This is a genomic window from Hyphomicrobium sp. (assembly GCF_019744875.1).
Classification (GTDB): Bacteria; Pseudomonadota; Alphaproteobacteria; order Rhizobiales; family Hyphomicrobiaceae; genus Hyphomicrobium_C.
The window spans coordinates 399,134-421,078 of the sequence record NZ_JAIETU010000002.1 but is presented as its reverse complement, the minus strand read 5'-3'; the positions used below and the strand labels follow the sequence as shown (position 1 = coordinate 421,078).

The following is a 21,945-nucleotide window of genomic DNA, read 5'->3' as shown; positions in this document are numbered from 1 at the left end:
AGGTTGATGCGGCGTTAATCGCCCTTGCGGCGGCTCATGAACGCCAGGCGCTCGAACAGGTGCACGTCCTGCTCGTTCTTGAGCAGTGCGCCCGCGAGCGGGGGAATGATCTTCCGGCTTTCCGTCTCGCGCAGCACGGCCGGGTCGATGTCTTCGTTGAGCAGCAGCTTCAGCCAGTCCAGCAGCTCCGACGTCGACGGCTTCTTCTTGAGGCCCGGCATGTCGCGCAGATCGTAGAAGACCTTGAGCGCTTCCGACACCAGCCGGCCCTTGAGGTCCGGGAAATGCACCTCGACGATCTGCGCCATCGTCTCTGGATCGGGAAACTTGATGTAGTGGAAGAAGCAACGGCGCAGGAATGCGTCCGGCAGCTCCTTTTCGTTGTTCGAGGTGATGATCACGATGGGGCGCACGCGCGCCACGACCGTCTCGCTCGTCTCGTAGACGTAGAATTCCATCCGGTCGAGCTCCTGCAGGAGATCGTTCGGAAATTCGATGTCGGCCTTGTCGATCTCGTCGATCAGCAGCACGGGCCGCGTCTCGGAGACGAACGCATCCCACAGCTTGCCGCGGCGGATGTAGTTGCGGATGTCGCGCACCCGCTCGTCGCCGAGCTGCCCGTCGCGCAGCCGCGAGACGGCGTCGTACTCGTAAAGCCCCTGATGGGCCTTGGTGGTCGATTTGATATGCCACTCGATCAGCGGCGCGCCGAGCGCGCGGGCGACTTCCTGCGCCAGCACGCTCTTGCCGGTGCCCGGTTCGCCCTTGATCAGCAGCGGCCGCTGCAACGTGACGGCGGCGTTGACGGCCACGGTCAGGTCGCGCGTCGCGACATAGCGGTCCGTACCCTCGAATCGCTGCGTGCCCGTGTCCGCGCCCGATTTGGCCATGGCGGCTGTCTCCGTCGTTGCTGAACGCCGTCATAGAAGCGTCGCCCCCGGCCCGCAAGCGGCGTCCCGACGCGGGAAATCGGGCCTGCGGGGGCCGAAGGCGCCGTCGGGCGGAAAGTTGCTGGGGACAAGCGTCTCCGCTGGCAGACGAACGAGCCCAAATCGGTCGAAATATCCGCAGCTTGACCCTTCGAGGCCCGTGAAGCGTTTAACAGTTAAGCAGCGGATTTTCTTGACAGAAGAGGTCGCTGCCGCCAAGAGAGCGTCGCCGCACTTCGGTACGGTTGACACGAGCGAGGAGCGGCGGCGGCAGAGCGACCTTAGGCAGGCCCATTATCGGAGGCCACGAATGACGAAACGAGCCACGGCGAAGTCGGCCAAATCGAAGGCCGTTTCGAAAAAAGCTGCCGTCAAGTCAAAGACCGTCGCCAAGTCGCCGGCCAAGGCTGCTGCGACCAAGGCCGCCGCGAAGGCCAAGCCCGCGCGCACGGTAGCGGCAACGCCTGCAAAAAACCAATCCGCAGCCAGCAAGTCTCCCGTAAAAGCGGTAGCGAAATCCGTGCCTGTGAACAAACCGAGGACCCGCGCCATCGAGAAGACCCAGGACAAGAAGCTCACCGCCAAAGCGGGTGTGGCTTCCACCATCGTCGTCCCGCCGGACTATCGCCCTTCCGAGGACGAGCCGTTCATGAGCGAGAAGCACCGCGCCTACTTCCGCCAGAAGCTCACGGCCTGGAAGGAGGAGATCATCCGCCAGACCCGCGAGACGCTGGCTGGACTGCACGAGGATTCGACGCAGCACGCCGACCTCGCAGACCGCGCGACCTCGGAAACGGACCGCGCGCTGGAGCTGCGCGCCCGTGACCGCCAGCGCAAGTTGATCGCCAAGATCGACGCGGCGCTCGCCCGCATCGAGGACGGCACGTACGGCTACTGCGAAGAGACGGGCGAGCCCATCGGCCTCAAGCGGCTCGATGCCCGCCCCATCGCAACGCTCTCCGTCGAAGCGCAGGAGCGCCACGAGCGCCGCGAACGCGTCTATCGCGAAGACTGATCCACGAACAAGACTGATCCACCAAAGAGCTGAGGCTGCCGCAAGGCCGCCTCAGCTTTCGCGTTCCGGCTTGCTGTCCGGCGCCGACGCGCGCGCCCGTTCCTCGGCGAGCCGCATCAGCATTATCTTCACGCCGTCGAGATCGCGCAGATGCACGTCCTGCTGCGCATGCGCCATTGCGATGCCGGCCTCCCGCAGCGCCTTGATGACCCGGAAGCGCAGATCGCTCTGCACGGCGGCCAGTTTCGTCACGTCCGGCGTGACGCCTCCGACTGAGAACTCGAACCCGTTCATGCTGAGGTTTTCGAGCGCGACGGATGGCGCCGGATGCGGCAGCAGCATCGGGCAGTCCTTGCCGACGCGCTCCAGCATCCGGCGAACCTGCTCGGGATCCGACTTCGAGCTGACGGTGACGCGGACGGTTGCGGCGCCGAGCGAATTGCGATGCGTGTAGTTCGTCACCGTCGACGTGACGAGCGCCGAGTTGGGAACGATCAGGCTCGCCTTTTCCGCCGTCTCGATTTCCGTCGACCGCACTGAGATGCGCCGCACGAAGCCTTCGAGGCCATTGACCGAAACCCGGTCTCCGACCTTGATCGGACGCTCGACCAGGAGGATCAGGCCGGACACGAAATTGTTCACGATCGACTGCAGGCCGAGACCGATACCGACCGACAGCGCGCCCGCGACGATGGCGAAGTTCGTGATGTCGATCCCGCCGTAGGACACCGCCACCAGCGCCGCCAGGATGAAACCGGCGTAGCCCACCGCGGTCCGCACCGAATTGGCGATGCCCTGGTCGATGCGCGGCGACCGGAACACGTCCTTGTCGAGCCAGCGCTGCAGCAGCCGGGTCGCAAACACGAGCGCGAGAAACAGCAGCGCCGCGAGCATGATCCGCGCCACCGAGATGCGGAAGTCGCCGACCTGGAAGCCCAGCACCGCCGCGCGCACCCAGGAGAGCGATTCACTCAGCGTGTAGCCCCACGTGATCAGGAACAGCGGCACGGCGGCGAGCGCGAGCGCAATGTTGAGCAGGGCCGAGAAGGCGCGCGTCAGCACGCGGCTTTGCGTCTCATCGAGGCCGGTCTGCTCCTCCAGCACCGTCGCGAGCGGCTTGATGCCCGAGCCCGGAGCGCCGAGCAGCGCGCGGATGGCGAGATGCAGCACAAGCACGACGGCAATCGCACTGCCCGTCACGATCACCTGCTGGGCGATGAAGCGGCCCAATCCGATATAGCCGAACAGCGTGGTCGCGAGGATCGCGAGCGCGGCCAGCAGGATCGGCACCTTGAGAATCTGCGGCCGCAGCAGCGACGTGTCGTCGTAGACGACCGCATCGACGGCCGCTGGAGAGGACGTCGTGACGGCGGCGGGGGAGGCGGCGCCTTCTGAGATCGGCACGCTCTTGTCGGCCGGCGCCGCGCGCGGCAGCGGATCGAACGGCACGCGCACGATCTGCAGCATCAGGAGCCCGATCGCGAGACTCGCCAGCGCCGTCTCCATGATCGAGAGCGGCAGCGGCAGGTAGAGCCGTGCGATGATCTGTTGGAGGATCAGGTCGCCGGAAAAGACGGCCGCGATCCCCATGATGATACGCGACAGCCGGTGCGCCGCCGGGGTCGAAAGATCGACGAGCCGCCAGTGCGCGCGGCGCGGTTGCAGGATGGCGCGGGCCAGCGCCGATGCGACGATGAAAGCCAGGAGCGCCGGTGCTGCCGCATGCGCGATCTTGCCGACTTCCATAACCAGCAGATTCAAGCTCTCGAGCCCGCCGGCGAGCGCCGACAGCGCGACGAGGCCGGGCAGCGCCAGCAGCGGCGCCATCCATCCGACGGTTACGGCCTTCGTGAAGAAGCTCGGCGGCTTTTCGCGCGGACCGTCGAGGCGATGCGCGAGGAAGCGCCGCACGAGCGCAATCGAAACCGCAAGCAGCAGCACTACGCCGCCGATCAGCGCGGCGAGCGCCGTGCCCCGCCGTGACGCGAGCGACCACCAGTCGGAAATCGCCGAGCCCACTTGCCGCACAGCGCTCGGCAGGTCGTCGGCGAGCGTGTCCCACGTCGCGGGCGTCACGGGCGAGGGGCTGCGCTGCAGGATATGCGAGGCAAACAGATCCTGGCGCGCCCGCTGCAGGGTGTCGCGAAGCTGGTTTGCGCGCACGACGATGAGTTCGATGTTCTTGAGCGCGCCGTCGAACTCGGCCGCCTTCGCATTGAGCCGCGCCCGCTCCGCCGTGACGTTTGCCGCTTCCGGCGCGGCGTCCTTCGCCGGTGTCGTGCCGAGTTGCTCGACCTGCTGGCGCAGGGCTTCCTGCTTGGGCTTGATAGCGTCGCGCGCAGCTTTTGCGCCGTCGAACACGGCGACCAGCCGGGTGCTCAGGAGCGTGAGCTCAGGATCGTTGTCGAGGTTGTTCGTGACGGCCTTCTCGAGCCGGTCCATGTCGGCCTTGAGCTGGTCGACGGGGCGCTGCACGTCGGCAATTTCTTTGAGGTCCGCATCCGTCAGAACGGGGGGCGCAGGCTCGGCCGGGGCGGGCGGCACGGCCGGCGGGGACGCTGGCGGGGCGGTGCCGGGCGGCTCGGCGGCGGAGGGCGAAGCGGCCGGCGCTGACGGAGCGGTCTGAGAAACGGCCACGCCCGCGCCCGCCAGCAGCGAGAGCGCGAGCACGGCGAACCGCAGAATGTGCCGAACCAAAACCATAAATCGTCCTTGTGAATGAACCGCGCGGGCGGCGGATAATGTGCGGCCGCCCCGCACGAAAAAGCGCTTAAGGGCGCAGCGTGGTGCGCGACGAAACCGTGCCGGGCGAAGGTGCGCCGGGCGGCGAAAGCGAAGGCGTGGATTTGCTGGCCGCCGCGCTCTCGGCTCCGGCCTCCGGCCCGCCGATTCCCGTTTCGATCACCATGTCGACAGGCCCGCCCGTCATGATCAGGTGCTCGACCCCGTCACGGCGCACGAGAATGAGCCGGCGGCGGCCGTCGATGTTGAACTGTTCGGTGATCGAAAGGCGCCGCTCGGGCTTGGGGCCGAACAGCCCACTGACGGCCTGCCCCGGGCTCGTCCCCGAGAGATAGTTCCGCACGACGAATGCGCCCCCGATCGTCGCGACGGCGAGGGCGATTACGACCGCAAGATAGTAGACGATGTCCAACATGCTCCTGCCACTCGGGCACCCCCGAGAGTCCTTCCTCTGCGCGTTTCGCGGTTTCCCTATAGCGTGGAATTCATTCCATTTTAACTCTGATGATCGAAGTGTGGGTGTGACGGGGCGCAGCAACACGGGCGCCGGGCGGCCTCTGAGCGGGGCTTCCGGCGACGGCGCAGAGGCCCCGGACACGAGCGTAACCGTTAGCGTAAGAGTTCAGTACATCCATGCAGGCTTCCCGGGCGGTCACCCCTGAGAATCAGATAGCTTTCGCCTTCATGAGTGAGAGCAATGTCCGACCACCCCAAGCCGGCGTATCGGCAGCCCCGCCCCTGAGCGGCGGCCAGGAAGCCGGAATCGTCCCGATCATCGCAGCCTCGGTCGCGGCCGGCGCGCTGGTTTTGGCGCTTGTCGCATCGCCCGCGGGCGAGCCGCTGCTGCTGACGATCCTCTCCGTCCTCGCCATGCTCGGGCTTGCCGCCGTCTTCGCTTACGTCGCCGGCCACGTGCGCATCGGTGAGCGCGTGCGCGACGACGATCTCGTGCGCGCCCTCGCCAACAGCCTCGACGACGGCATCCTCGTCACGCGTCGCGACGGCCGCCCCATGTACGCCAACAAGACGCTCGCCGATCTCGTCGGTCTCACGGCAGGTGGCGAGGTCAAGGCGCTGGAAACCCTGTTTGCAGGCGACGCCCGCGCCACCGCCGCCTACTTCCGCCTGGAGCGCGCAGCTTCGCGCCGCGAGCCCTGGCGCGAGGAGATCGAGCTTGCCGCGCCGGGCCGCCCGCCGCGCCTGCTGCGCGTGTCGCATCGCGCCTGCAGCGTGCCCGGCCACGATCGCGAACTCGGCCCCATGATGCTGTGGACCGTCGCCGACGTGACGCTCGACCGGGCCCACCAGGCGAACACCGTCTCCATGCTCGAAGCAACGCTCGAGCGCCTGGACAGCGCCCCCGCGGGCCTTCTCGAAGTCGATTCCCGTGGCGTCGTGCGCCGTCTGAACGCCACGCTGCTGCGCTGGCTCGGCCTTGAGCCGACCGCGCTGTCCGAGCGCAATCTGAAACTCGCCGATATCGTGTCTCCGGAAGGCGTCGAGCTGATCGTCAACGCGGCGGCCGCCTATTACACGACCGGCCAGGGCGTCGATCTCGATGTCAGGATCGACAAGACCACCCAGGTGCCGCTGCGCTTCTTCGCCCGCCGCGATGCGCAAGGCGGCCTGCTGATCGCCGCCTACCGCCGCGAAGCAGGCACCGAGGACGAAGCGAGCGCCGCCGAAGTCCGGTTTGCCCGCTTCTTCCAGTCGGCTCCGTTCGGCATGGCAACCCTCGGCCCGGACGGCCGCCTGATGAGCGTCAACGCCGCCTTCGCACGCATGATTCCCGATGGGCTGACGGCAGTCGGCTCCCTGGCGGCCCCCGTGCTGTGCCGGCAGGCGGGAAGCGACACGCTGGCAGCGGTCGAAGGTGCCATCAAGCAGGTGCTGGCCGGTACGGCGGGCGCGACGCCAATCGACATCACGGTCGGCCCCGACAGCGAGTTCTCGCGCCGCGTCTACCTTGCTCCGCTCACCCAGGCCAAGGATGCGCGCGAAGCTGCCGTCCTCTACCTGATCGACGCGACCGAGCAGAAGGCGCTCGAAGCCAAGTTCGCGCAGAGCTCGAAGATGGAGGCCGTGGGCAAGCTCGCGGGCGGCATCGCCCACGACTTCAACAACGTGCTGACCGCCATCATCGGCTTCTCGGATCTGCTGCTGCAGACGCATCGCCCGAGCGATCCCGCCCACAAGGACATCATGAACATCCGCTCGAGCGCTGTGCGCGCGGCGGGTCTCGTGGCCAAGCTGCTCGCGTTCTCGCGCCGCCAGACGCTGCAGACGGAGCCGCTCCAGCTCGGCGAGGTGCTAGGTGATCTGTCGCCGCTCCTCAAGCGCTCGATCGGCGAGACCATCGACCTCAAGATGCCGTCCGGCCGCGATCTCTGGTACGTGAAAACAGACCGCACGCAGTTCGAGCAGGTCGTGATCAACCTGGCCGTAAATGCGCGCGATGCCATGCCTGAAGGCGGCACGCTCTCGATCGTGACCCGCAATGTCACCGAGCGCGAGAGCCAGCGCCTGTCCAACCACGGCATGACGGTCGGCGAGTACGTGCTGATCGAGGTCAGCGATACCGGCTCCGGCATGCCGCCCGACGTGATGGCCAAGATCTTCGAGCCGTTCTTCACCACCAAGGGCGTCGGCAAGGGCACCGGTCTCGGCCTTTCGACGGTGTACGGCATCGTCAAGCAGTCCGGCGGTTTCATCTATCCGGAGAGCGCGCTGGGCCGCGGCACCGTCTTCCGTGTCTACCTGCCGCGCTACATGCCGGGCAACGAGGACGAGCTCGTCGCGCAGAAGTCGACCAAGAAGGAGCGTCCCCAGGATCTCACCGGCTCCGGCCGCGTGCTGCTCGTCGAGGACGAGGACATCGTGCGCTCGTTCGCGGTGCGCGCGCTGCGCCGCCAGGGCTACGAGGTTCTTGAGGCGACGACGGGCGTCGAAGCGCTCGAAGTGATGGCCGCCAACGAAGGCAAAGTCGACATCGTCGTCTCCGACGTCGTGATGCCCGAGATGGATGGGCCGACGCTGCTCAAGGCGCTGCGCAAGAAGAACCCGGACCTGAAGATCATCTTCGTCTCCGGTTACCCGCACGAAGCCTTCGAGACCAGCCTCGACAAGAACGAGCAGTTCGCCTTCCTGCCGAAGCCGTTCTCGTTGCCGCAGTTGGCGGCTAAGGTGAAGGAGCAGCTCGCGCTCTAGCGAAGGCTCGGCGCTGGGCGCGGAGTTCTGGAGGCCGAAATGAGCGATGCCGAAGCCCCGATGTGCCGCGTGGTGCGCGCCGACGAAACCTACGACGGCAAGCAGGGCCTGACCTACTTTTGCGGCATTGCCGCAGAAACGGTCGGCTCGAAGGCCATCTGCATGCATCTGCTGACGATCCCGCCCGGCGCGCGCGCCAAGGCGCACCTGCACGAAAACCACGAGACGGCGGTCTATCTGCTGGCGGGCGAGGTCGTCACGCTTTACGGCGATCGCCTGCAGCACCGCATGACCAACCGGGCGGGCGATCTGGTCTACATTCCGGCCGGCGTGCCGCACCTGCCCGTCAACCTGAGTGGCGAGCCTGCATCCGCCGTCATTGCGCGCACCGACCCTAACGAGCAGGAGAGCGTGGTCCTGTTGCCCGAGCTCGAAGCGATCGCCGACGAAGCCATGGCGCGCCTGACCGCGGTTTGACGGAACCGGCCGCACCCCCGCGGTGACGCATCACCCGAGATCGACGCAGCAGCACCGCTTCGGCCGTGAGAATCGCCACGCGATGCGCGCGCGCGACTTCTCGCCAATAGCTGATTTCAATGATCCGTTTTTCCGTAAACGAATTGGTAAGGTTTGTTAACGTCGAGAGCAGAAGTCGATTCTGCCGTGTGCGTGATCCGCTGTCTCGCCGTCAAACCTGAGAGCCCGAATGATCCGCTACACGGAGCAGCAGCCCCGCCGGGCTGAAGTCTGCGATCGCCCGTTTCTGCGCCCGCACGCAGCCGCAATCTTTGCGGTTCTGTCGATCTGCGCGCCGATATCGACGGCGGACGCAGCAGGCTGCGAGTCGGTCACTGGCGGCATTGTCTGTTACGCGCCCGATACCTTCAAAGGCACCGCCGATCTCGCTCAGGTCTTTTACGCGTTCACCAACGCGGGCACTCTGAACACTCTTTCCGCCTTCAACTACACGGGCGCCCCTTATTCCGTCACCAACACAGGCAAGATCACGGGTAGCTTCACCTTCAGTGCCAACAACTCCGGCACGCTGTTGGACGGCTACAGCTTCATCAATCGCGGCACTGTCGGCAACGAAGTGAAGCTCGAGACGGGCGATCTCGTCTTCAGCAACTTCGGAAAAGTCGGCGGACGCGTGTCGAGTTTCGACGGCGACATCCAGATCCTGAACTTCGCGGGCGCGCAACTGAACGGCGGAATTCAAACCGCGGCCGGCAACGACGTGGTGGTCAACGTTGGAACGGTCAAAGGCGATATCGCCCTTGGCTCCGGCGCCAACAGCTTCGTGAACTTCTGGGGCGGTTTGGTCGAATCGGGCGCTACCTTCTCGGTCGGCGCCGGCAATTCGTTCGAAAACTACGGCGTGATCTCTCCGGGTGGCGGCAACAGCGTCCAGACCACGACCTTCACCGGCGACTACGATCAGTACGCCAGCGCCGCCTATCTCACGACGCTGAAGGGCGCGTCATCCGCCGACCGGATCGCCGTGTCCGGCACCGCCGAAATCGCAGGCGCCGTCGTCGTCAACCGCACCGGCGCGATCGGCAACTCCGGCTCGGCCGTGATCATGACCTCGGGCGGATCGTTGACCAACACCGTCACGTCGCTGACCCAGAACGGCTGGCAATATGCGCTGGCCGTCGTCCCCGGATCCTCCGGCGGCGCGACCTACTACCGCTACGACCTGGCCAACTGCTGCGGAAACTACGTCCTCGCGACGCCATCGATGGTCGGTGACGGGGTGAACTGGTCGACGCGCCTGTACGTGTCGGACGGGTCCGGCGGCTACAACGTCACCTCGCTCATGACACTCCCCACGAGCGGCGACCAACTCGTGCTGAGCTGGAACCGCCTCCCACTCATGAACTATCTCACCTCTGTGGTGCTCACGGAGCATCAGACCGAGGTCGCAAGCATCTTGCATGGGGCGGAGGCGGGCAGCCCGGCTATTCGCTTCTTGAACGACACGCTGTTGGACGCCAGTGCCGCGTCGGTGCAGTACCTCCTTGGAAGCGTTCTGTCGCCGACAGCTTTCGTGGCCGACTACAAGAGCCTTTGGCAATCGACGAACGGCTTCATCCAGGCGGTGAACAGTTGCCCCAAGCTCGAAGGCAGCCCCGGCCTGATCGTCGAAGGAGAATGCTACTGGGCCAAGTTCGGCGCGGGCCGCAACGACTGGGAGACGACTTCCAGCAACGTCGGTGGCCAGGATCAGTCGTACGCGTTCTCGGGCGGCGTTCAGGTGGCGCTTCGTGACGAATGGCGGCTCGGCTTCGCGGGCTCCTACGAAGCCGCCACCTTGGACACCGCGAATGGCACGAGCACCGATCGCGACAGCTTCGAAGGCGCCGTCGTTCTGAAGAACCGCTGGGGTAACTTCAGCGCCGCCGCGACCGGCTTTGCGGGATATGGCTGGGCGGATTCCGAGCGCACGCTGTTTGGCGGACTGGGGCCCGCGACGAGCGACCGCGAGATGTGGCTTGCGGGCGCAAACCTGCGCCTGAGCTACCTCTTCGGCCTGTCGCAGGGCTGGTACGCAAAGCCTCTCGTCGATTTCAACGCGACGTACGTCGCCACCAAGGACTTCACCGAGCAGGGCGGCGGCGGCGCCAACCTCGCTGTCGAGGGCGACGGCACCTGGGTGCTGTCCGCGAGCCCCGCCATCGAGGTCGGCACCGAGATCCGCTCCGGCGGCATCCTCTATCGGCCGTTCGTGCGCGTCGGCGGCACGTTCCTGGACGACGCGACATTCGACGTGACGGCGAGCTTCGTTGCGGCTCCCGGCCAGTTCTTCACGACCTCGCAGTCGTTCGACGACGCATACTTCGACGTCACGGCCGGCATCGACATTCTGACCGTCGATGGCGTCGACTTGAAGCTCACCTACGACGGGCGTTTCGCAGAGGACACGACCTCGTCCGCAGTCGGCGCCAAGGCTGCGATCCCGTTCTGAGTGTAAGGCGAGGGAGAGGTGTTCATGAGATCGGTGAAGCGGGCCGGTCAGTCGATGGCCTTGTAGAGCGCCGTGATCATGTCGGCGGCCGTTTTCAGCACGGCTGCATTGGCCTTGAACGCCATCTCGGCTTCCATCATCGAGGTCATGCCCTCGATGTCGCCCGGTAACGGCAGGTAGCCGATCCGCGGCGCGCTGGTGGAGCTTTGCGTGCCCTGCGCCCCCGCAGCGTCTTCCGGAGTGGCGATAGCCTGCGCCGCAGCCCCGAGTTTCGCCGAGGCCGAAAGCATCCCGTTGCGGGCTGTTGTGAGCGCGTCGATCAAGCGGGCGGCGAACCGGCTAAAGCCAAAGATCACACACTGTCCCATGCAACGCCTAAGAGGCCGTTACATCCCGGCCTCGAACTGTCTCGAATGGGGGCTCGATCGGGGTCTCACGAGCAGCGTATCGGCCGGTCTTGGCCCGCCACGTCCCGCGTTCGGCCAGCGTCTCCGAATGCCCCCGTGGACGGAACAGTAGACGGGTGAGAACAAATAGGGTACAAACAAGGCAACACGTCGAGTCGCTCATCAATCGTTAACATGTCATAAGGTGCGCACATGACCAAGCCGGAGCTGCACGTCGTCGAGGGGGGAAAGATGGACAAGAAGCAGGCGCTCGAAGCGGCGTTGGCGCAGATCGATAAGGCCTTCGGCAAAGGCTCGATCATGCGTCTTGGCGCCAACGACAAGATGGATATCGAAGCGATTTCGACGGGCTCGCTGGGCCTCGATATCGCCCTTGGGATCGGCGGCCTGCCGAAGGGCCGCGTGGTCGAGATCTACGGCCCCGAAAGCTCCGGCAAGACGACGCTGACGCTGCAGGTAATCGCGGAATCCCAGAAGAAGGGCGGCGTGTGCGCGTTCGTCGACGCCGAGCACGCGCTCGACCCGGCCTATGCCCGCAAGCTCGGCGTCAAGATCGACGAGTTGCTCGTCTCGCAGCCCGACACGGGCGAGCAGGCGCTGGAAATCGCCGACACGCTGGTGCGCTCCGGCGCCATCGACGTGCTGGTTGTGGACAGCGTCGCCGCTTTGACGCCCGAAGCCGAGCTCAACGGCGAAATGGGCGATATGCAGCCCGGCATGCAGGCGCGCCTCATGAGCAAGGCCTTGCGCAAGCTCACGGCGTCGATCTCGAAGTCCGGCACGATGGTGATCTTCATCAACCAGATCCGCATGAAGATCGGCGTCATGTTCGGCAATCCGGAAACGACGACGGGCGGCAACGCGCTCAAGTTCTACTCGTCCGTGCGTCTCGACATCCGCCGCATCGGCCAGATCAAGGAGCGCGAGGAAACGGTCGGCAACCAGACGCGCGTCAAGGTCGTCAAGAACAAGGTCGCCCCGCCCTTCAAGCAGGTCGAGTTTGACATCATGTACGGCGAGGGCATCTCCAAGATGGGCGAGCTGATCGACCTCGGGTCGAAGGCCAACGTCATCGAGAAGTCCGGCGCGTGGTTCTCCTACGACGGCGAACGCATCGGCCAGGGCCGCGAGAACGCCAAGCTGTTCCTCAAGCAGAACCCGAAGATCGCCGAGGCCATCGAGAAGGCGATTCGTGCCAGCGCCGGCCTGATCGTCGACAAGATGCTGTCCGAACCCGAAGCCAACGCCGAGGGCGAGGAGCCGGACGAGGACGGCGTGCTGCCCGAGGCCAGCGCCGACACCGCCCGCAAGGGCGCCGGCCGGGCCGGGAAGCGCTAGCGCTCCCTCGCAAGCCTGAAATCAGCGCGGCGCAGCCTTCGAAACCGGGGGTTGCGCCGTTTGCCTTTCTGGACAGTCCCGAGACCGACCGCTAAAAGCGGCCAATGGCGGAAAGGCGCTCGCAAGGGGGCTTTTCGCCGCCACGCGCCCGATGCTCCGTCGTCGCTCGATTGACGGAGGCGGGATCCACGTCACTCCTGACAATCGGTGTGTGGTGCAGCGTGGGAAGCCGGCCTTCGGCCAGGATGCATGGTTTCGCCCGCCGCGAAGCCGCGCGCCGCCGGGACCGGTGAGCGGACCGCTTCCAATGCTTTTCAAGGCCTGAGCCTTCAAGGAATCAGAATGACTGGCGTCAACGAGATCAGACGGGCGTTCCTCGACTACTTCAAGAGCGAGGGCCACGAGGTGGTAGCCTCTTCGCCGCTCGTGCCGCGCAACGATCCCTCGCTGATGTTCACCAACGCCGGCATGGTGCAGTTCAAGAACGTGTTCACCGGCCAGGAGCAGCGCCCCTATGTGCGCGCCACCTCGTCTCAGAAGTGCGTCCGCGCCGGCGGCAAGCACAATGATCTCGACAACGTCGGCTACACCGCGCGCCACCACACGTTCTTCGAGATGCTCGGCAACTTCTCGTTCGGCGACTACTTCAAGGAAGACGCGATTGAGTTCGCCTGGCGCCTGATCACCAAGGACTTCGGCCTCGACAAGAAGCGCCTCACCGTCACCGTCTATCACGAGGACGAGGAAGCCCACGCCATCTGGAAGAAGCTGACCGGCTTCGGCGACGACCGGATCATCCGCATCGCCACGAAGGACAACTTTTGGCAGATGGGCGACACCGGCCCCTGCGGCCCGTGCACCGAGATCTTCTTCGACCACGGCCCCAAGATCCCGGGTGGCCCCCCGGGCTCGCCCGACGCCGACGGCGACCGCTTCATCGAGATCTGGAATCTCGTCTTCATGCAGTTCGAGCAGCTCCCCTCGGGCGAGCGCGTCAATCTGCCGAAGGCGTCCGTCGATACCGGCATGGGCCTCGAGCGCATCGCGGCCGTGCTCCAGGGCACGCACGACAACTACGAGATCGATCTTTTCAAGAACCTGATCGCGGCCATCCGCCAGGAATCCGAAAAGGCCGGCAGCCGCGAGAGCAGCGTCGAGGGCGGACCCGAGTTCATCAAGGTCGCGCGACGCGTCATTGCCGACCACCTGCGCGCAACGAGCTTCCTGATTGCCGACGGCGTGCTGCCGTCGAACGAGGGACGCGGCTACGTGCTCCGCCGCATCATGCGCCGCGCCATGCGCTACGCCCATCAGCTCGGCTGCGTCGATCCGCTGATGTACCGCCTCGTGCCCGCGCTCGTGCGCGAGATGGGTGCGGCCTATCCCGAGCTTGGCCGCGCTGAAGCGCTCATTGCCGAGACGCTGAAACTCGAGGAAACGCGCTTCAAGAAAACGCTCGGCAACGGCCTCAAGCTCCTGGGCGAAGCCTCCAGCGGGCTTACCCAGGGAGCGACGTTCTCGGGCGACGTGGCCTTCAAGCTCTATGACACGTACGGCTTCCCGCTCGACCTGACGGAAGACGCGCTCCGCGCCCGCGACATCACCGTCGACGTCAAAGCCTTCGACGCCGCCATGGCAAAGCAGAAGGACGAAGCGCGCCGGGCTTGGAAGGGCTCGGGCGAAGCGGCCACCGAAGAGATTTGGTTCGAGATCAAGGAAGAGACCGGCGCAACGGAGTTCCTCGGCTACGACACCGAGACCGCCGAGGGCGAGATCCGCGCGCTCGTGCGCGACGGCAAGCCCGTCAAGACCCTGAAGGCCGGCGAGGAGGGCGTGCTCGTCCTCAACCAGACGCCCTTCTATGGCGAGAGCGGCGGCCAGGTCGGCGACCAGGGCGTCATCCGCGGCGCCAAGGGGGCGCTGTTCCGCGTCACGGACACGCAGAAGAAGCTGGGCGATCTTTTCGTCCACGTCGGCCGCGTCGAGGCGGGCAGCTTCAAGTCGGGCGAGGCGGTCGAGCTGGCTGTCGATCACGCCCGCCGCACCGCCACGCGCGCCAACCATTCGGCAACCCATCTGCTGCACGAGGCGCTGCGCCAGGTTCTCGGCACGCACGTCGCGCAGAAGGGCTCGCTCGTCTCGCCGGACCGCTTGCGCTTCGACTTCGTGCACCAGAAGCCGATGAGCGCCGAGGAAATCGCGGCCGTCGAAAAGCTCGCCAACGAAATCGTGCTGCAGAACAGCGCCGTCGAAACGCGCCTGATGGCGCTGGAAGACGCAAAGGCGTCGGGTGCCATGGCTCTGTTCGGCGAGAAGTACGGCGACGAGGTGCGCGTCGTGTCGATGGGCGATGCCCATGCCGGAAGCAACAAAGCCTGGTCGGTCGAACTCTGTGGCGGCACGCATGCGCGCCGCACCGGCGACATCGGACTGGTCAAGGTCGTGGGCGAAAGCGCGAGCTCCGCCGGCGTGCGCCGCATCGAGGCACTGACCGGCGACGGCGCTCGCGCCTACCTGGTCGACGCCGATCAGCGCGTCAAGGAAGCCGCCAGCGTTCTGAAGACGCGCCCCGAGGATCTGGTCGAACGCCTCAAGGCCCTGGTCGAAGAGCGCAAGCAGCTCGAACGCCAGCTCGCGGACGCCAAGAAGCAGATCGCTCTTGGCGGCGGCGGGGGCGGCAAGGAGAGCGGCCCCGCGATCGTCGAAGTCGCCGGCAAGAAGTTCCTGAAGCTCTCCGTCGCCGGCGTCGAGATGAAGGACCTGAAGGCGATGGCCGACGACGGCCGCGCCAAGGTCGGCTCCGGCGTTGTCGCGATCGCCAACAATTCCGCCGATGGCAAGCTCGGCATCGTCGTCGCCGTGACGAACGATCTGACGGGCGCCGTCAATGCCGTCGATCTGGTCCGCGCGGGCTCCGAAGCGGTGGGCGGCAAGGGCGGCGGCGGCCGGCCCGACATGGCCCAGGCCGGCGGCCCGGACGGCAGCAAAGCCGACGAAGCCCTGGCTGCCATCGAGGCGCGCCTCGGCGCCTAGTCCGGTCACGCGGCAATCGCTGTCGCGGCGCTGCCGATTGGCAGTTGCCCGCCCCCGACTCCCGGGTCGAGGGCGGTCGCGAGCTTGAACAGCCCCCACGAGAGCCACCGTCTGGAGTGACGCCAGAAGAACGCCGCCAGCGGCTTGGTGAGAATGTCCCAGGCCAGCAGCATGGCGATGGTCGAGCCGACCTCGCGCCAGCTCAGGTCCGGCATGGCCAGCACGAGATCCAACAGCGTCGGATCGAGCACCATGTCGTAGAGCGCGTCGTAAACATGTGAAGACACTGTCATTCCACCCCTCCCGATGTCAGTCGGGATGGAAAGTTGAGACATGCTTAAGAGACGCCAGCGCGCATTTGAAAAACGGAAGCCGACGGAATGAGTTGGATGTGGCGGCTAACGAGCGTGTGAACATTCGTGCCCCAGCTACGCATCCAGACGCACACAACGAATATCCGCGACTGACGATCGTAGAAAAACAAGCAAAAACAGATAAATAGGCAGGCAAGTTAGAGTGGAATATTACGAATAAAACGAATGCAACGCCGCCCGCTTGCGACGCCTCGAACGAAATGCAATAGAAAGAACGGAACGCATGAGCATGCGCCGCATGGGCGCGCAAAGCCCATTCAATTGCATTCGTATTGGGTTCGAGCGATGGCCGCCGACGGGTTCAACGGAAAGCTTTCTGAGGATCGCGTAGCGCACATTTTCGGAGCGTTCACCCGAGAGGTCTTCACGCCCATGGTGGCGTCGCTGACCGGCGTTCCAGCCGCCGAGCGCCGTCGCCTGCTCGATGAAATCCGCCGCCGCCTGGACATCGTCGAAGACGTCATCGCGACCGAGGAGGCCGCCGGCATGCTGCCGCAGCAGGCCCTTGCGCCCGTACCGCTCGAAGACCCCGAGCCCGACGACGGCCTATCCGCCAATGACAACGGGCTCGGCCGCAACCAGCGCAGCCGCGTGCGCGAGCTGGTGCTGCTCGAGGTGCTGGGGCGCGACGCCAAGGCCTTCTCCCTTCAGCAACTCATGAACGCGCTCGCCCAGCGGGGCTTTAACGATACCCAGTCAGCCGTCGTCTCTCAGCTCCATCGCTTGAGAAAACTGGAGCTGATCCGCCAGCCTGCGGGCAGCACCGGCATGTACGAGATCACCACCGAAGGTCTCGGCCACGGCCGCAACCTGCGATCGAGCTTCGGTGCCTATCTCCCGCCCGGCTAGAGTGCTACTGGACGCGTGGGACCAGTTTTCCGATCGGAATCACGAGCGCGGCAAAGCGTCCATTGACGCCAAGGGGCTGTGGTCCTAACTCGCCGCTCCCGAAACCCAGCAAGCCGCTAGGTAGTTTCCCCGAGTGACCGGGATCGAACGACTCTGGTAGTCGAGCGTTCCTAGGGGACCTTGCAGCACAACGTCGATGATCATGCAGAATGCATCCAGCGCCAACGAGCGCTTCGTGTCTCTCGTTTGTACCCTTCGCTCCAGCGTCATGAAGGCGATCTTCGGAAAGAGCTGGGCCTGCGCGCGCTATCAGCGCCGCCACGCTCCGCTCGCCGGACCCCGCCCCGGCGCACGTCTGGACTAAGCCGCTTCTCGCGAAGCCCGGCCCCCCTGTCTCGGATGAACGCGCGCTTCCCAATGCATGGATCAGCTATGCGCTGCCTCGCTAGCGCAGCAGGCGATCGCCGAAGAAGATCGCGATAATCACCGAGACGATCGACAGCACGAAGCCCGCGACCGACAGGCCGAAACTCCACCAGAACGTATTGAGACGAAGTCTCATGTACTCGGAGCGGAGCGCTTCCATCTCCGGATTTCTACCGCGCCCGCCGCCGCCCATCGCCAGCGGCTCTTCCTTGAGATAGGCGAGCCATCCCCCGTGCAGCGCCCAGTAGCGCCCCGCGTTGGTGAGCACGAGGGTGGTCCGCCCCTCATCGTCGAACTTTGCAAGTCGCGCCTTGACCAGGAGGTCGGACGCGAGCTTGAGCAGCGCCAGGCGATCCTTCTCCGGCTCGACCTCGGGCAACGGAAAATCGAACAGCGACAGCGGCGCGCCGGCAAAGGCGCCGTCCAGTAGCCGCGCGGCGACAAGATCGGGAGACGTCGCCCCTGCGGGTGCCGGATCGTCCGCCATGCCTATCCCTGCGTCATCGCCGTCTTGAGATTGGCGTCGATCTTGTCGAGGAAGCCGCTCGTCGACAGCCACTTCTGATCGGGCCCGACGAGCAGCGCGAGATCCTTCGTCATGGAGCCCGCTTCCACGGTCGACACGCAGACCTGTTCGAGCGTCTTCGAGAAGCGCGCGAGCTCGTCGTTGCCGTCGAGCTTGGCGCGATGCGCAAGCCCGCGCGTCCACGCGAAGATCGACGCGATCGAATTGGTGGACGTCTCCTTGCCCTTCTGGTGCTCGCGGTAGTGACGCGTCACTGTGCCGTGGGCTGCTTCCGCTTCCACCGTAGCCCCGTCCGGCGTCATGAGCACGCTGGTCATCAGGCCGAGCGAGCCGAAGCCCTGCGCCACCGTATCCGACTGCACGTCGCCGTCGTAGTTCTTGCACGCCCACACGTAGCCGCCGCTCCACTTGAGCGCGGAGGCAACCATGTCGTCGATCAGGCGGTGCTCGTAGACGATCTTCTTGGCCTTGAACTTGTCGGCGAACTCGGCGTCGAACACCTCCTGGAACAGATCCTTGAAGCGCCCGTCGTAGGCCTTGAGGATGGTGTTCTTGGTGGAGAGGTAGACCGGGAAGTTGCGGTTGAGGCCGTAGTTGAACGACGCGCGCGCGAACTCGCGGATGCTTTCGTCGAGATTGTACATGGCCATCGCCACGCCGCCCGACGGTGCCTTGAAGACTTCCTTCTCGATGACTTTGCCGTCCTCGCCCTCGAACTTGATCGTGAGTTTGCCTTTGCCCGGGAACAGGAAGTCGGTGGCCTTGTACTGATCGCCGAACGCGTGGCGTCCGATCACGATCGGCTGCGTCCAGCCCGGCACGAGGCGCGGCACGTTCTTGGCGATGATGGGCTCGCGGAAAATCACGCCGCCCAGGATGTTGCGGATGGTGCCGTTGGGCGACTTCCACATGTCCTTGAGATTGAATTCCTTCACGCGCGCTTCGTCCGGCGTGATCGTCGCGCACTTGACGCCGACGCCATGCTTCTTGATGGCGTTGGCCGCGTCGACGGTGATCTGGTCGTTGGTCTTGTCGCGGCTCTCGATGCCGAGATCGTAATACTCGAGGTTCACGTCGATGTAGGGATGGATCAGCTTGTCCTTGATGAGCTGCCAGATGATGCGAGTCATCTCGTCGCCGTCGAGCTCGACGACAGTGCCGGTCACCTTGATCTTCTGCATGGGAAAGCCTTCGGGGTGGAGGAGAGGAGGATTCGAGAAATGCTGGGCTGTAGCCTAGCGGCACCGCTGCGCTGCAACAAGATGCCCCTTGGTCGTCAATTCGATTGGTTCCCGAGCCCGGCACCGCCCGAGATCAAGCGAGCCCCCGACCGCTCAGCCGCCGAACCCGCCCTCATCGAGATAGCGCTGCTCGTCCGGTGTCGCGGTGCGCTCGAGAATGGCGTTCCGGTGCGGGAAACGGCCAAAGCGGCGGATGATCTCGCGGTGCAGCTCCGCATACGACCGATAGATATCGTCGAGCGGCTCGGAGAGCGCCACCGACCGGTCCTGGTCGGCCAGATCCTCGGAATGCTCGAAGGGAAGGTAGAGGAACACCCGTAAGTCGGGATCGACGGCCCGGTCCAAGCCGGCGGCGATGGCCGCGTCCGCCACCTCGCGCGCCTGTGCGTCCGTGGCGAACATGCGGGCCGTGCCCCGGAAGCAGTTGCGCGGAAACTGGTCGAGCAGAAGCACCAGCGCCAGCGCGCCGTCCGGCCCCGCCCTCCAGGCGTCGAGATCGCCCCTGGCCGCCGCCTCGTGCAGCGCCAGGCAGTGCGCCCGGAAGCGCCGGTCGAAGTCGGCGTCTTTGGCGAACCACCGGTCGGGCCCGGCGTCGCGCCAGAAGCCGATGATTTCTGCTGCGGTCTCGAGGGGCGTGGGGCTGTCCATGTCCCCCATATTGGGTTTGCGGCGGGAGACTTCAAAGGGTTAAGCAGGCGGACCCGCCTCGCGAAATGCCGTCTCGGACCCCGGGACAGCGCCCGGCAACGATGCTAAAGCCCCACCATGACCGCCGACCCGACACCCGAAACAGCCATCGAGATCAGTTCCGAAGCGGACGCGCGCGTACCGTTCGTCGCCGGGCTATCCATACCGGTCGCGCGCCTCGTGCACGCGTGCCATGAGAAGACCGTCGACGGCGGCCTGTCCGCGCTCGGCGCGCCGGACTTCGACCGCGACACCCTCGAACGTGCGCTCACCTATTGCGCCGAGCTTCGCTGCGAGAGCGATGCCGCGACCTGCCCGGACTGCAAGCGCCGCACCGAGGCGCAGGGCCTCGCCACCCTCGACGACTACATCGCCCATCATCGCGAAATCGTCGTCGGCGACGGATCGGTCCGCCTTATGGGCGCCGGCCAGGAGACGTCGCACACGCCCTCCGTTGCTGTGCTCGAAAAGACGTGGTCGGGCGAGAACTACTGGTTCTGGGCGCGCCGCGTGTTGCGCAAGCTGAGGCACGGCATTCGCCGCGCGAACGTGACCGGCGAGCGCGTGGCGGGCCCGGGCGAGACGCCGTCCGTCGTGCTCGTGGAGCCGCAACTTGCCGACAACATCGGCATGGTCGCGCGCGCGATGGCGAACTTCGGCCTCGACGATCTGCGCCTTGTCGCCCCGCGTGACGGCTGGCCCAACGAGAAGGCGCGCATTGCCGCGTCCGGCGCCAACTACGTCATCGACGACGCGGCCGCCTATCCCTCGCTCGAAGCTTCGCTCGCGGACGTGAACTACGTCGTGGCCACCACGGCGCGCCAGCGGCCGTTGAAAAAGCCGGTGCTCACGCCGGAGGAAGCGATCGCCGAGGTGCGGGCGCGAACCGCGCGCGGCCAGCGCTGCGCGATTCTCTTCGGCCGCGAGCGCAACGGCTTGGAAACGAGCGAGCTTGCGAACGCGGACGCGCTGATCATGATTCCGGTCAACTCGCGGTTTGCCTCGCTCAATCTCGCCCAGGCGGTGCTGCTGCTTGGCTACATCTGGATGCGCGAGAGCGGCCGCGCGAGCCTCGGCCGCGTCACCAACTACGAGACGCCCATTTCCCCCGGCCTGAACTTCGGATCGGACCGCCCGGCGGAGAAAGAGCTGCTGTTCGGCTTCTTCGACCACCTGGAATCTGAGCTTTCCGAGCTCGGATTCTTCAATCCGATCGAAAAGCGCCCTGCTGTTGTCCAAAACATGCGGACTATGTTCACCCGGATGGCGTTGACGGAGCAGGAAGTGCGGTCGCTCCGTGGTATTGTTGCCACTCTGTCCAAAGGCAAAGGACACGGTCGCAAGTCGTCCACATAGGTCGCCTTTATGTTGCCGGTTTTTGGGCAGAGCGATGCCCGCAATCCTGGCATAACACCGTGCCCGTCGGCGAACGGGCGCGAACGGTGGCGGACACAAAGACAACAGGCGTCGCAGTAGGGGCAAATAATGCGGACGAAGATCATGGCGAAGAGTGCATGGGTTGGTGCGGTCGTACTGGCGGGCGTGACCGCGCTCCTTCCGGGGACGGTAACGGCCTCGGAAGGCGAGCTCAGTGACAAGTCCGTGCAGATCTTTATGGAATACGCGTGGTCGCTGACCCCGCAGCAGTTCTCTAAGAAGGACGGCACGGTCATCGTCGTCGACAAGTCCAAGCCGGAACAGGCCATGGTGCCGATCGACGTAGCGCGCGAGGTGATCCGCGTTGGCCGTATTTCGGCTCACGCGCAGGTCTGCAACCTGCCGGAAGACCAGACGCTGAACCATCGCTCTCTGATGCGCCGCGAGACGGACAAGAAGAAGTGGACCGACCAGCAGACGCTGTACATTAACCAGCTCCACCTCACGACGGTCATGTTGCTGACCGGCAAGATCAAATTGGTCGAGAAGGACGGCGACAAGGAAGTGGTCGTCGACGAGAAGCAGGCTCCCCAGCAGACCTGCACGGACGAGCAGCGCCAGAAGGTGAAGGAGCTGATCGCCGCCTACGTGAAGGCCGGCCCGTCTCTGGCCTCGAACGAAACGGGCGCACCGGCTCCGGCTGCCGCCCCGGCTCCTGCCGCCAAGAAGTGATCGGTCGGGGCTGAGGCCCGCCGCGCCGAGGCAAAGCCTTTCCTTGACTGCGGACTTGCCTTGACTGGGGATCGGCCCTCGACTATGCACACCC

General features: G+C 65.5%; 17 protein-coding genes. 9 read left to right on the top strand and 8 right to left on the bottom strand.

The genetic code is table 11. From position 1 onward, the window contains the following. Window positions 1-14: 14 nt before the first annotated feature. Entirely contained in the window at window positions 15-890 is an 876-nt protein-coding gene (locus K2Y42_RS02085) for a MoxR family ATPase (protein ID WP_291147909.1), read from the bottom strand. 688 nt (window positions 891-1,578) lie between these two features. On the opposite strand from K2Y42_RS02085, the gene dksA reads away from it, so the two are divergent. Next, window positions 1,579-1,944 (top strand): RNA polymerase-binding protein DksA, encoded by a 366-nt coding sequence (gene dksA, locus K2Y42_RS21240; protein WP_366512356.1) that lies wholly within the window; start codon window positions 1,579-1,581, stop codon window positions 1,942-1,944. 51 nt (window positions 1,945-1,995) lie between these two features. Here dksA and K2Y42_RS02075 read toward each other — a convergent pair whose 3' ends face one another. Both K2Y42_RS02075 and K2Y42_RS02070 read right to left on the bottom strand, forming a co-directional pair. Further along, on the bottom strand, window positions 1,996-4,647 hold the full coding sequence (locus K2Y42_RS02075) for a DUF3772 domain-containing protein (RefSeq protein ID WP_291147906.1): 2,652 nt from the start codon (window positions 4,645-4,647) through the stop codon (window positions 1,996-1,998). 67 nt (window positions 4,648-4,714) lie between these two features. Then, window positions 4,715-5,101, bottom strand: a complete 387-nt coding sequence (locus K2Y42_RS02070) for a flagellar biosynthetic protein FliO (protein WP_291147904.1) — start codon at window positions 5,099-5,101, stop codon at window positions 4,715-4,717. A 269-nt stretch (window positions 5,102-5,370) separates the two neighbouring features. On the opposite strand from K2Y42_RS02070, the gene K2Y42_RS02065 reads away from it, so the two are divergent. The 3 genes from K2Y42_RS02065 to K2Y42_RS02055 all read left to right on the top strand — a co-directional run bounded on the left by K2Y42_RS02065 (window position 5,371) and on the right by K2Y42_RS02055 (window position 10,861). Continuing rightward, complete coding sequence (locus K2Y42_RS02065) at window positions 5,371-7,893, top strand: PAS domain-containing sensor histidine kinase (RefSeq protein ID WP_291147902.1); 2,523 nt, start codon at window positions 5,371-5,373, stop codon at window positions 7,891-7,893. 39 nt (window positions 7,894-7,932) lie between these two features. Next, on the top strand, window positions 7,933-8,370 hold the full coding sequence (locus K2Y42_RS02060; protein ID WP_291147900.1) for a cupin domain-containing protein: 438 nt from the start codon (window positions 7,933-7,935) through the stop codon (window positions 8,368-8,370). A 229-nt stretch (window positions 8,371-8,599) separates the two neighbouring features. After that, window positions 8,600-10,861: an autotransporter outer membrane beta-barrel domain-containing protein gene (locus tag K2Y42_RS02055; protein WP_291147898.1), complete on the top strand. Its 2,262-nt coding sequence runs from the start codon at window positions 8,600-8,602 to the stop codon at window positions 10,859-10,861. A 47-nt stretch (window positions 10,862-10,908) separates the two neighbouring features. Here the strand turns inward: K2Y42_RS02055 and K2Y42_RS02050 are convergent, their stop codons facing one another. Next, window positions 10,909-11,217, bottom strand: coding sequence for a hypothetical protein (locus K2Y42_RS02050; protein ID WP_291147896.1), 309 nt, complete (start codon window positions 11,215-11,217; stop codon window positions 10,909-10,911). A 243-nt stretch (window positions 11,218-11,460) separates the two neighbouring features. Between K2Y42_RS02050 and recA the strand changes: the two genes are divergently transcribed. Both recA and alaS read left to right on the top strand, forming a co-directional pair. Continuing rightward, the gene (gene recA / locus K2Y42_RS02045) at window positions 11,461-12,606 is read left to right on the top strand and encodes a recombinase RecA (RefSeq protein WP_291147894.1); all 1,146 of its coding nucleotides are present in this window, start codon (window positions 11,461-11,463) and stop codon (window positions 12,604-12,606) included. A 342-nt stretch (window positions 12,607-12,948) separates the two neighbouring features. Next, a complete protein-coding gene (gene alaS / locus K2Y42_RS02040) occupies window positions 12,949-15,639 on the top strand; it encodes an alanine--tRNA ligase (RefSeq protein ID WP_291147892.1) in 2,691 nt (896 codons plus the stop codon). Window positions 15,640-15,644: 5 nt separating this feature from the next. Here the strand turns inward: alaS and K2Y42_RS02035 are convergent, their stop codons facing one another. Continuing rightward, the gene (locus K2Y42_RS02035) at window positions 15,645-15,932 is read right to left on the bottom strand and encodes a hypothetical protein (RefSeq protein WP_291147890.1); all 288 of its coding nucleotides are present in this window, start codon (window positions 15,930-15,932) and stop codon (window positions 15,645-15,647) included. A 366-nt stretch (window positions 15,933-16,298) separates the two neighbouring features. On the opposite strand from K2Y42_RS02035, the gene K2Y42_RS02030 reads away from it, so the two are divergent. After that, on the top strand, window positions 16,299-16,862 hold the full coding sequence (locus K2Y42_RS02030) for a hypothetical protein (protein ID WP_291147888.1): 564 nt from the start codon (window positions 16,299-16,301) through the stop codon (window positions 16,860-16,862). A 445-nt stretch (window positions 16,863-17,307) separates the two neighbouring features. Here K2Y42_RS02030 and K2Y42_RS02025 read toward each other — a convergent pair whose 3' ends face one another. The 3 genes from K2Y42_RS02025 to K2Y42_RS02015 all read right to left on the bottom strand — a co-directional run bounded on the left by K2Y42_RS02025 (window position 17,308) and on the right by K2Y42_RS02015 (window position 19,703). After that, on the bottom strand, window positions 17,308-17,775 hold the full coding sequence (locus K2Y42_RS02025; RefSeq protein WP_291147886.1) for a hypothetical protein: 468 nt from the start codon (window positions 17,773-17,775) through the stop codon (window positions 17,308-17,310). A 2-nt stretch (window positions 17,776-17,777) separates the two neighbouring features. Further along, window positions 17,778-18,995 carry an NADP-dependent isocitrate dehydrogenase gene (locus K2Y42_RS02020; RefSeq protein WP_291147884.1) on the bottom strand — a complete coding sequence of 406 codons (1,218 nt, stop codon included), beginning with the start codon at window positions 18,993-18,995 and terminating at the stop codon, window positions 17,778-17,780. Between the two features lie 153 nt (window positions 18,996-19,148). After that, window positions 19,149-19,703 (bottom strand): DUF924 family protein, encoded by a 555-nt coding sequence (locus K2Y42_RS02015; RefSeq protein WP_291147882.1) that lies wholly within the window; start codon window positions 19,701-19,703, stop codon window positions 19,149-19,151. Between the two features lie 117 nt (window positions 19,704-19,820). On the opposite strand from K2Y42_RS02015, the gene K2Y42_RS02010 reads away from it, so the two are divergent. Together K2Y42_RS02010 and K2Y42_RS02005 are read left to right on the top strand one after the other, a co-directional pair. Further along, entirely contained in the window at window positions 19,821-21,098 is a 1,278-nt protein-coding gene (locus K2Y42_RS02010) for an RNA methyltransferase (protein WP_291147880.1), read from the top strand. 144 nt (window positions 21,099-21,242) lie between these two features. After that, window positions 21,243-21,851, top strand: coding sequence for a hypothetical protein (locus K2Y42_RS02005; protein ID WP_291147878.1), 609 nt, complete (start codon window positions 21,243-21,245; stop codon window positions 21,849-21,851). Window positions 21,852-21,945 lie beyond the last annotated feature (94 nt).

Bases quoted from the DNA above. Each gene is read 5' to 3' on its own strand.
- K2Y42_RS02075 (WP_291147906.1), bottom strand. From the start codon at position 4,647: ATGGTTTTGGTTCGGCACATTCTGCGGTTCGCCGTGCTCGCGCTCTCG.
- K2Y42_RS02010 (WP_291147880.1), top strand. From the start codon at position 19,821: ATGACCGCCGACCCGACACCCGAAACAGCCATCGAGATCAGTTCCGAA.
- K2Y42_RS02025 (WP_291147886.1), bottom strand. From the start codon at position 17,775: ATGGCGGACGATCCGGCACCCGCAGGGGCGACGTCTCCCGATCTTGTC.
- K2Y42_RS02030 (WP_291147888.1), top strand. From the start codon at position 16,299: ATGGCCGCCGACGGGTTCAACGGAAAGCTTTCTGAGGATCGCGTAGCG.
- K2Y42_RS02055 (WP_291147898.1), top strand. From the start codon at position 8,600: ATGATCCGCTACACGGAGCAGCAGCCCCGCCGGGCTGAAGTCTGCGAT.
- K2Y42_RS02070 (WP_291147904.1), bottom strand. From the start codon at position 5,101: ATGTTGGACATCGTCTACTATCTTGCGGTCGTAATCGCCCTCGCCGTC.
- K2Y42_RS02020 (WP_291147884.1), bottom strand. From the start codon at position 18,995: ATGCAGAAGATCAAGGTGACCGGCACTGTCGTCGAGCTCGACGGCGAC.
- alaS (WP_291147892.1), top strand. From the start codon at position 12,949: ATGACTGGCGTCAACGAGATCAGACGGGCGTTCCTCGACTACTTCAAG.
- K2Y42_RS02085 (WP_291147909.1), bottom strand. From the start codon at position 890: ATGGCCAAATCGGGCGCGGACACGGGCACGCAGCGATTCGAGGGTACG.
- K2Y42_RS02035 (WP_291147890.1), bottom strand. From the start codon at position 15,932: ATGACAGTGTCTTCACATGTTTACGACGCGCTCTACGACATGGTGCTC.
- recA (WP_291147894.1), top strand. From the start codon at position 11,461: ATGACCAAGCCGGAGCTGCACGTCGTCGAGGGGGGAAAGATGGACAAG.
- dksA (WP_366512356.1), top strand. From the start codon at position 1,579: ATGAGCGAGAAGCACCGCGCCTACTTCCGCCAGAAGCTCACGGCCTGG.
- K2Y42_RS02015 (WP_291147882.1), bottom strand. From the start codon at position 19,703: ATGGACAGCCCCACGCCCCTCGAGACCGCAGCAGAAATCATCGGCTTC.
- K2Y42_RS02065 (WP_291147902.1), top strand. From the start codon at position 5,371: ATGAGTGAGAGCAATGTCCGACCACCCCAAGCCGGCGTATCGGCAGCC.
- K2Y42_RS02005 (WP_291147878.1), top strand. From the start codon at position 21,243: ATGGCGAAGAGTGCATGGGTTGGTGCGGTCGTACTGGCGGGCGTGACC.
- K2Y42_RS02060 (WP_291147900.1), top strand. From the start codon at position 7,933: ATGAGCGATGCCGAAGCCCCGATGTGCCGCGTGGTGCGCGCCGACGAA.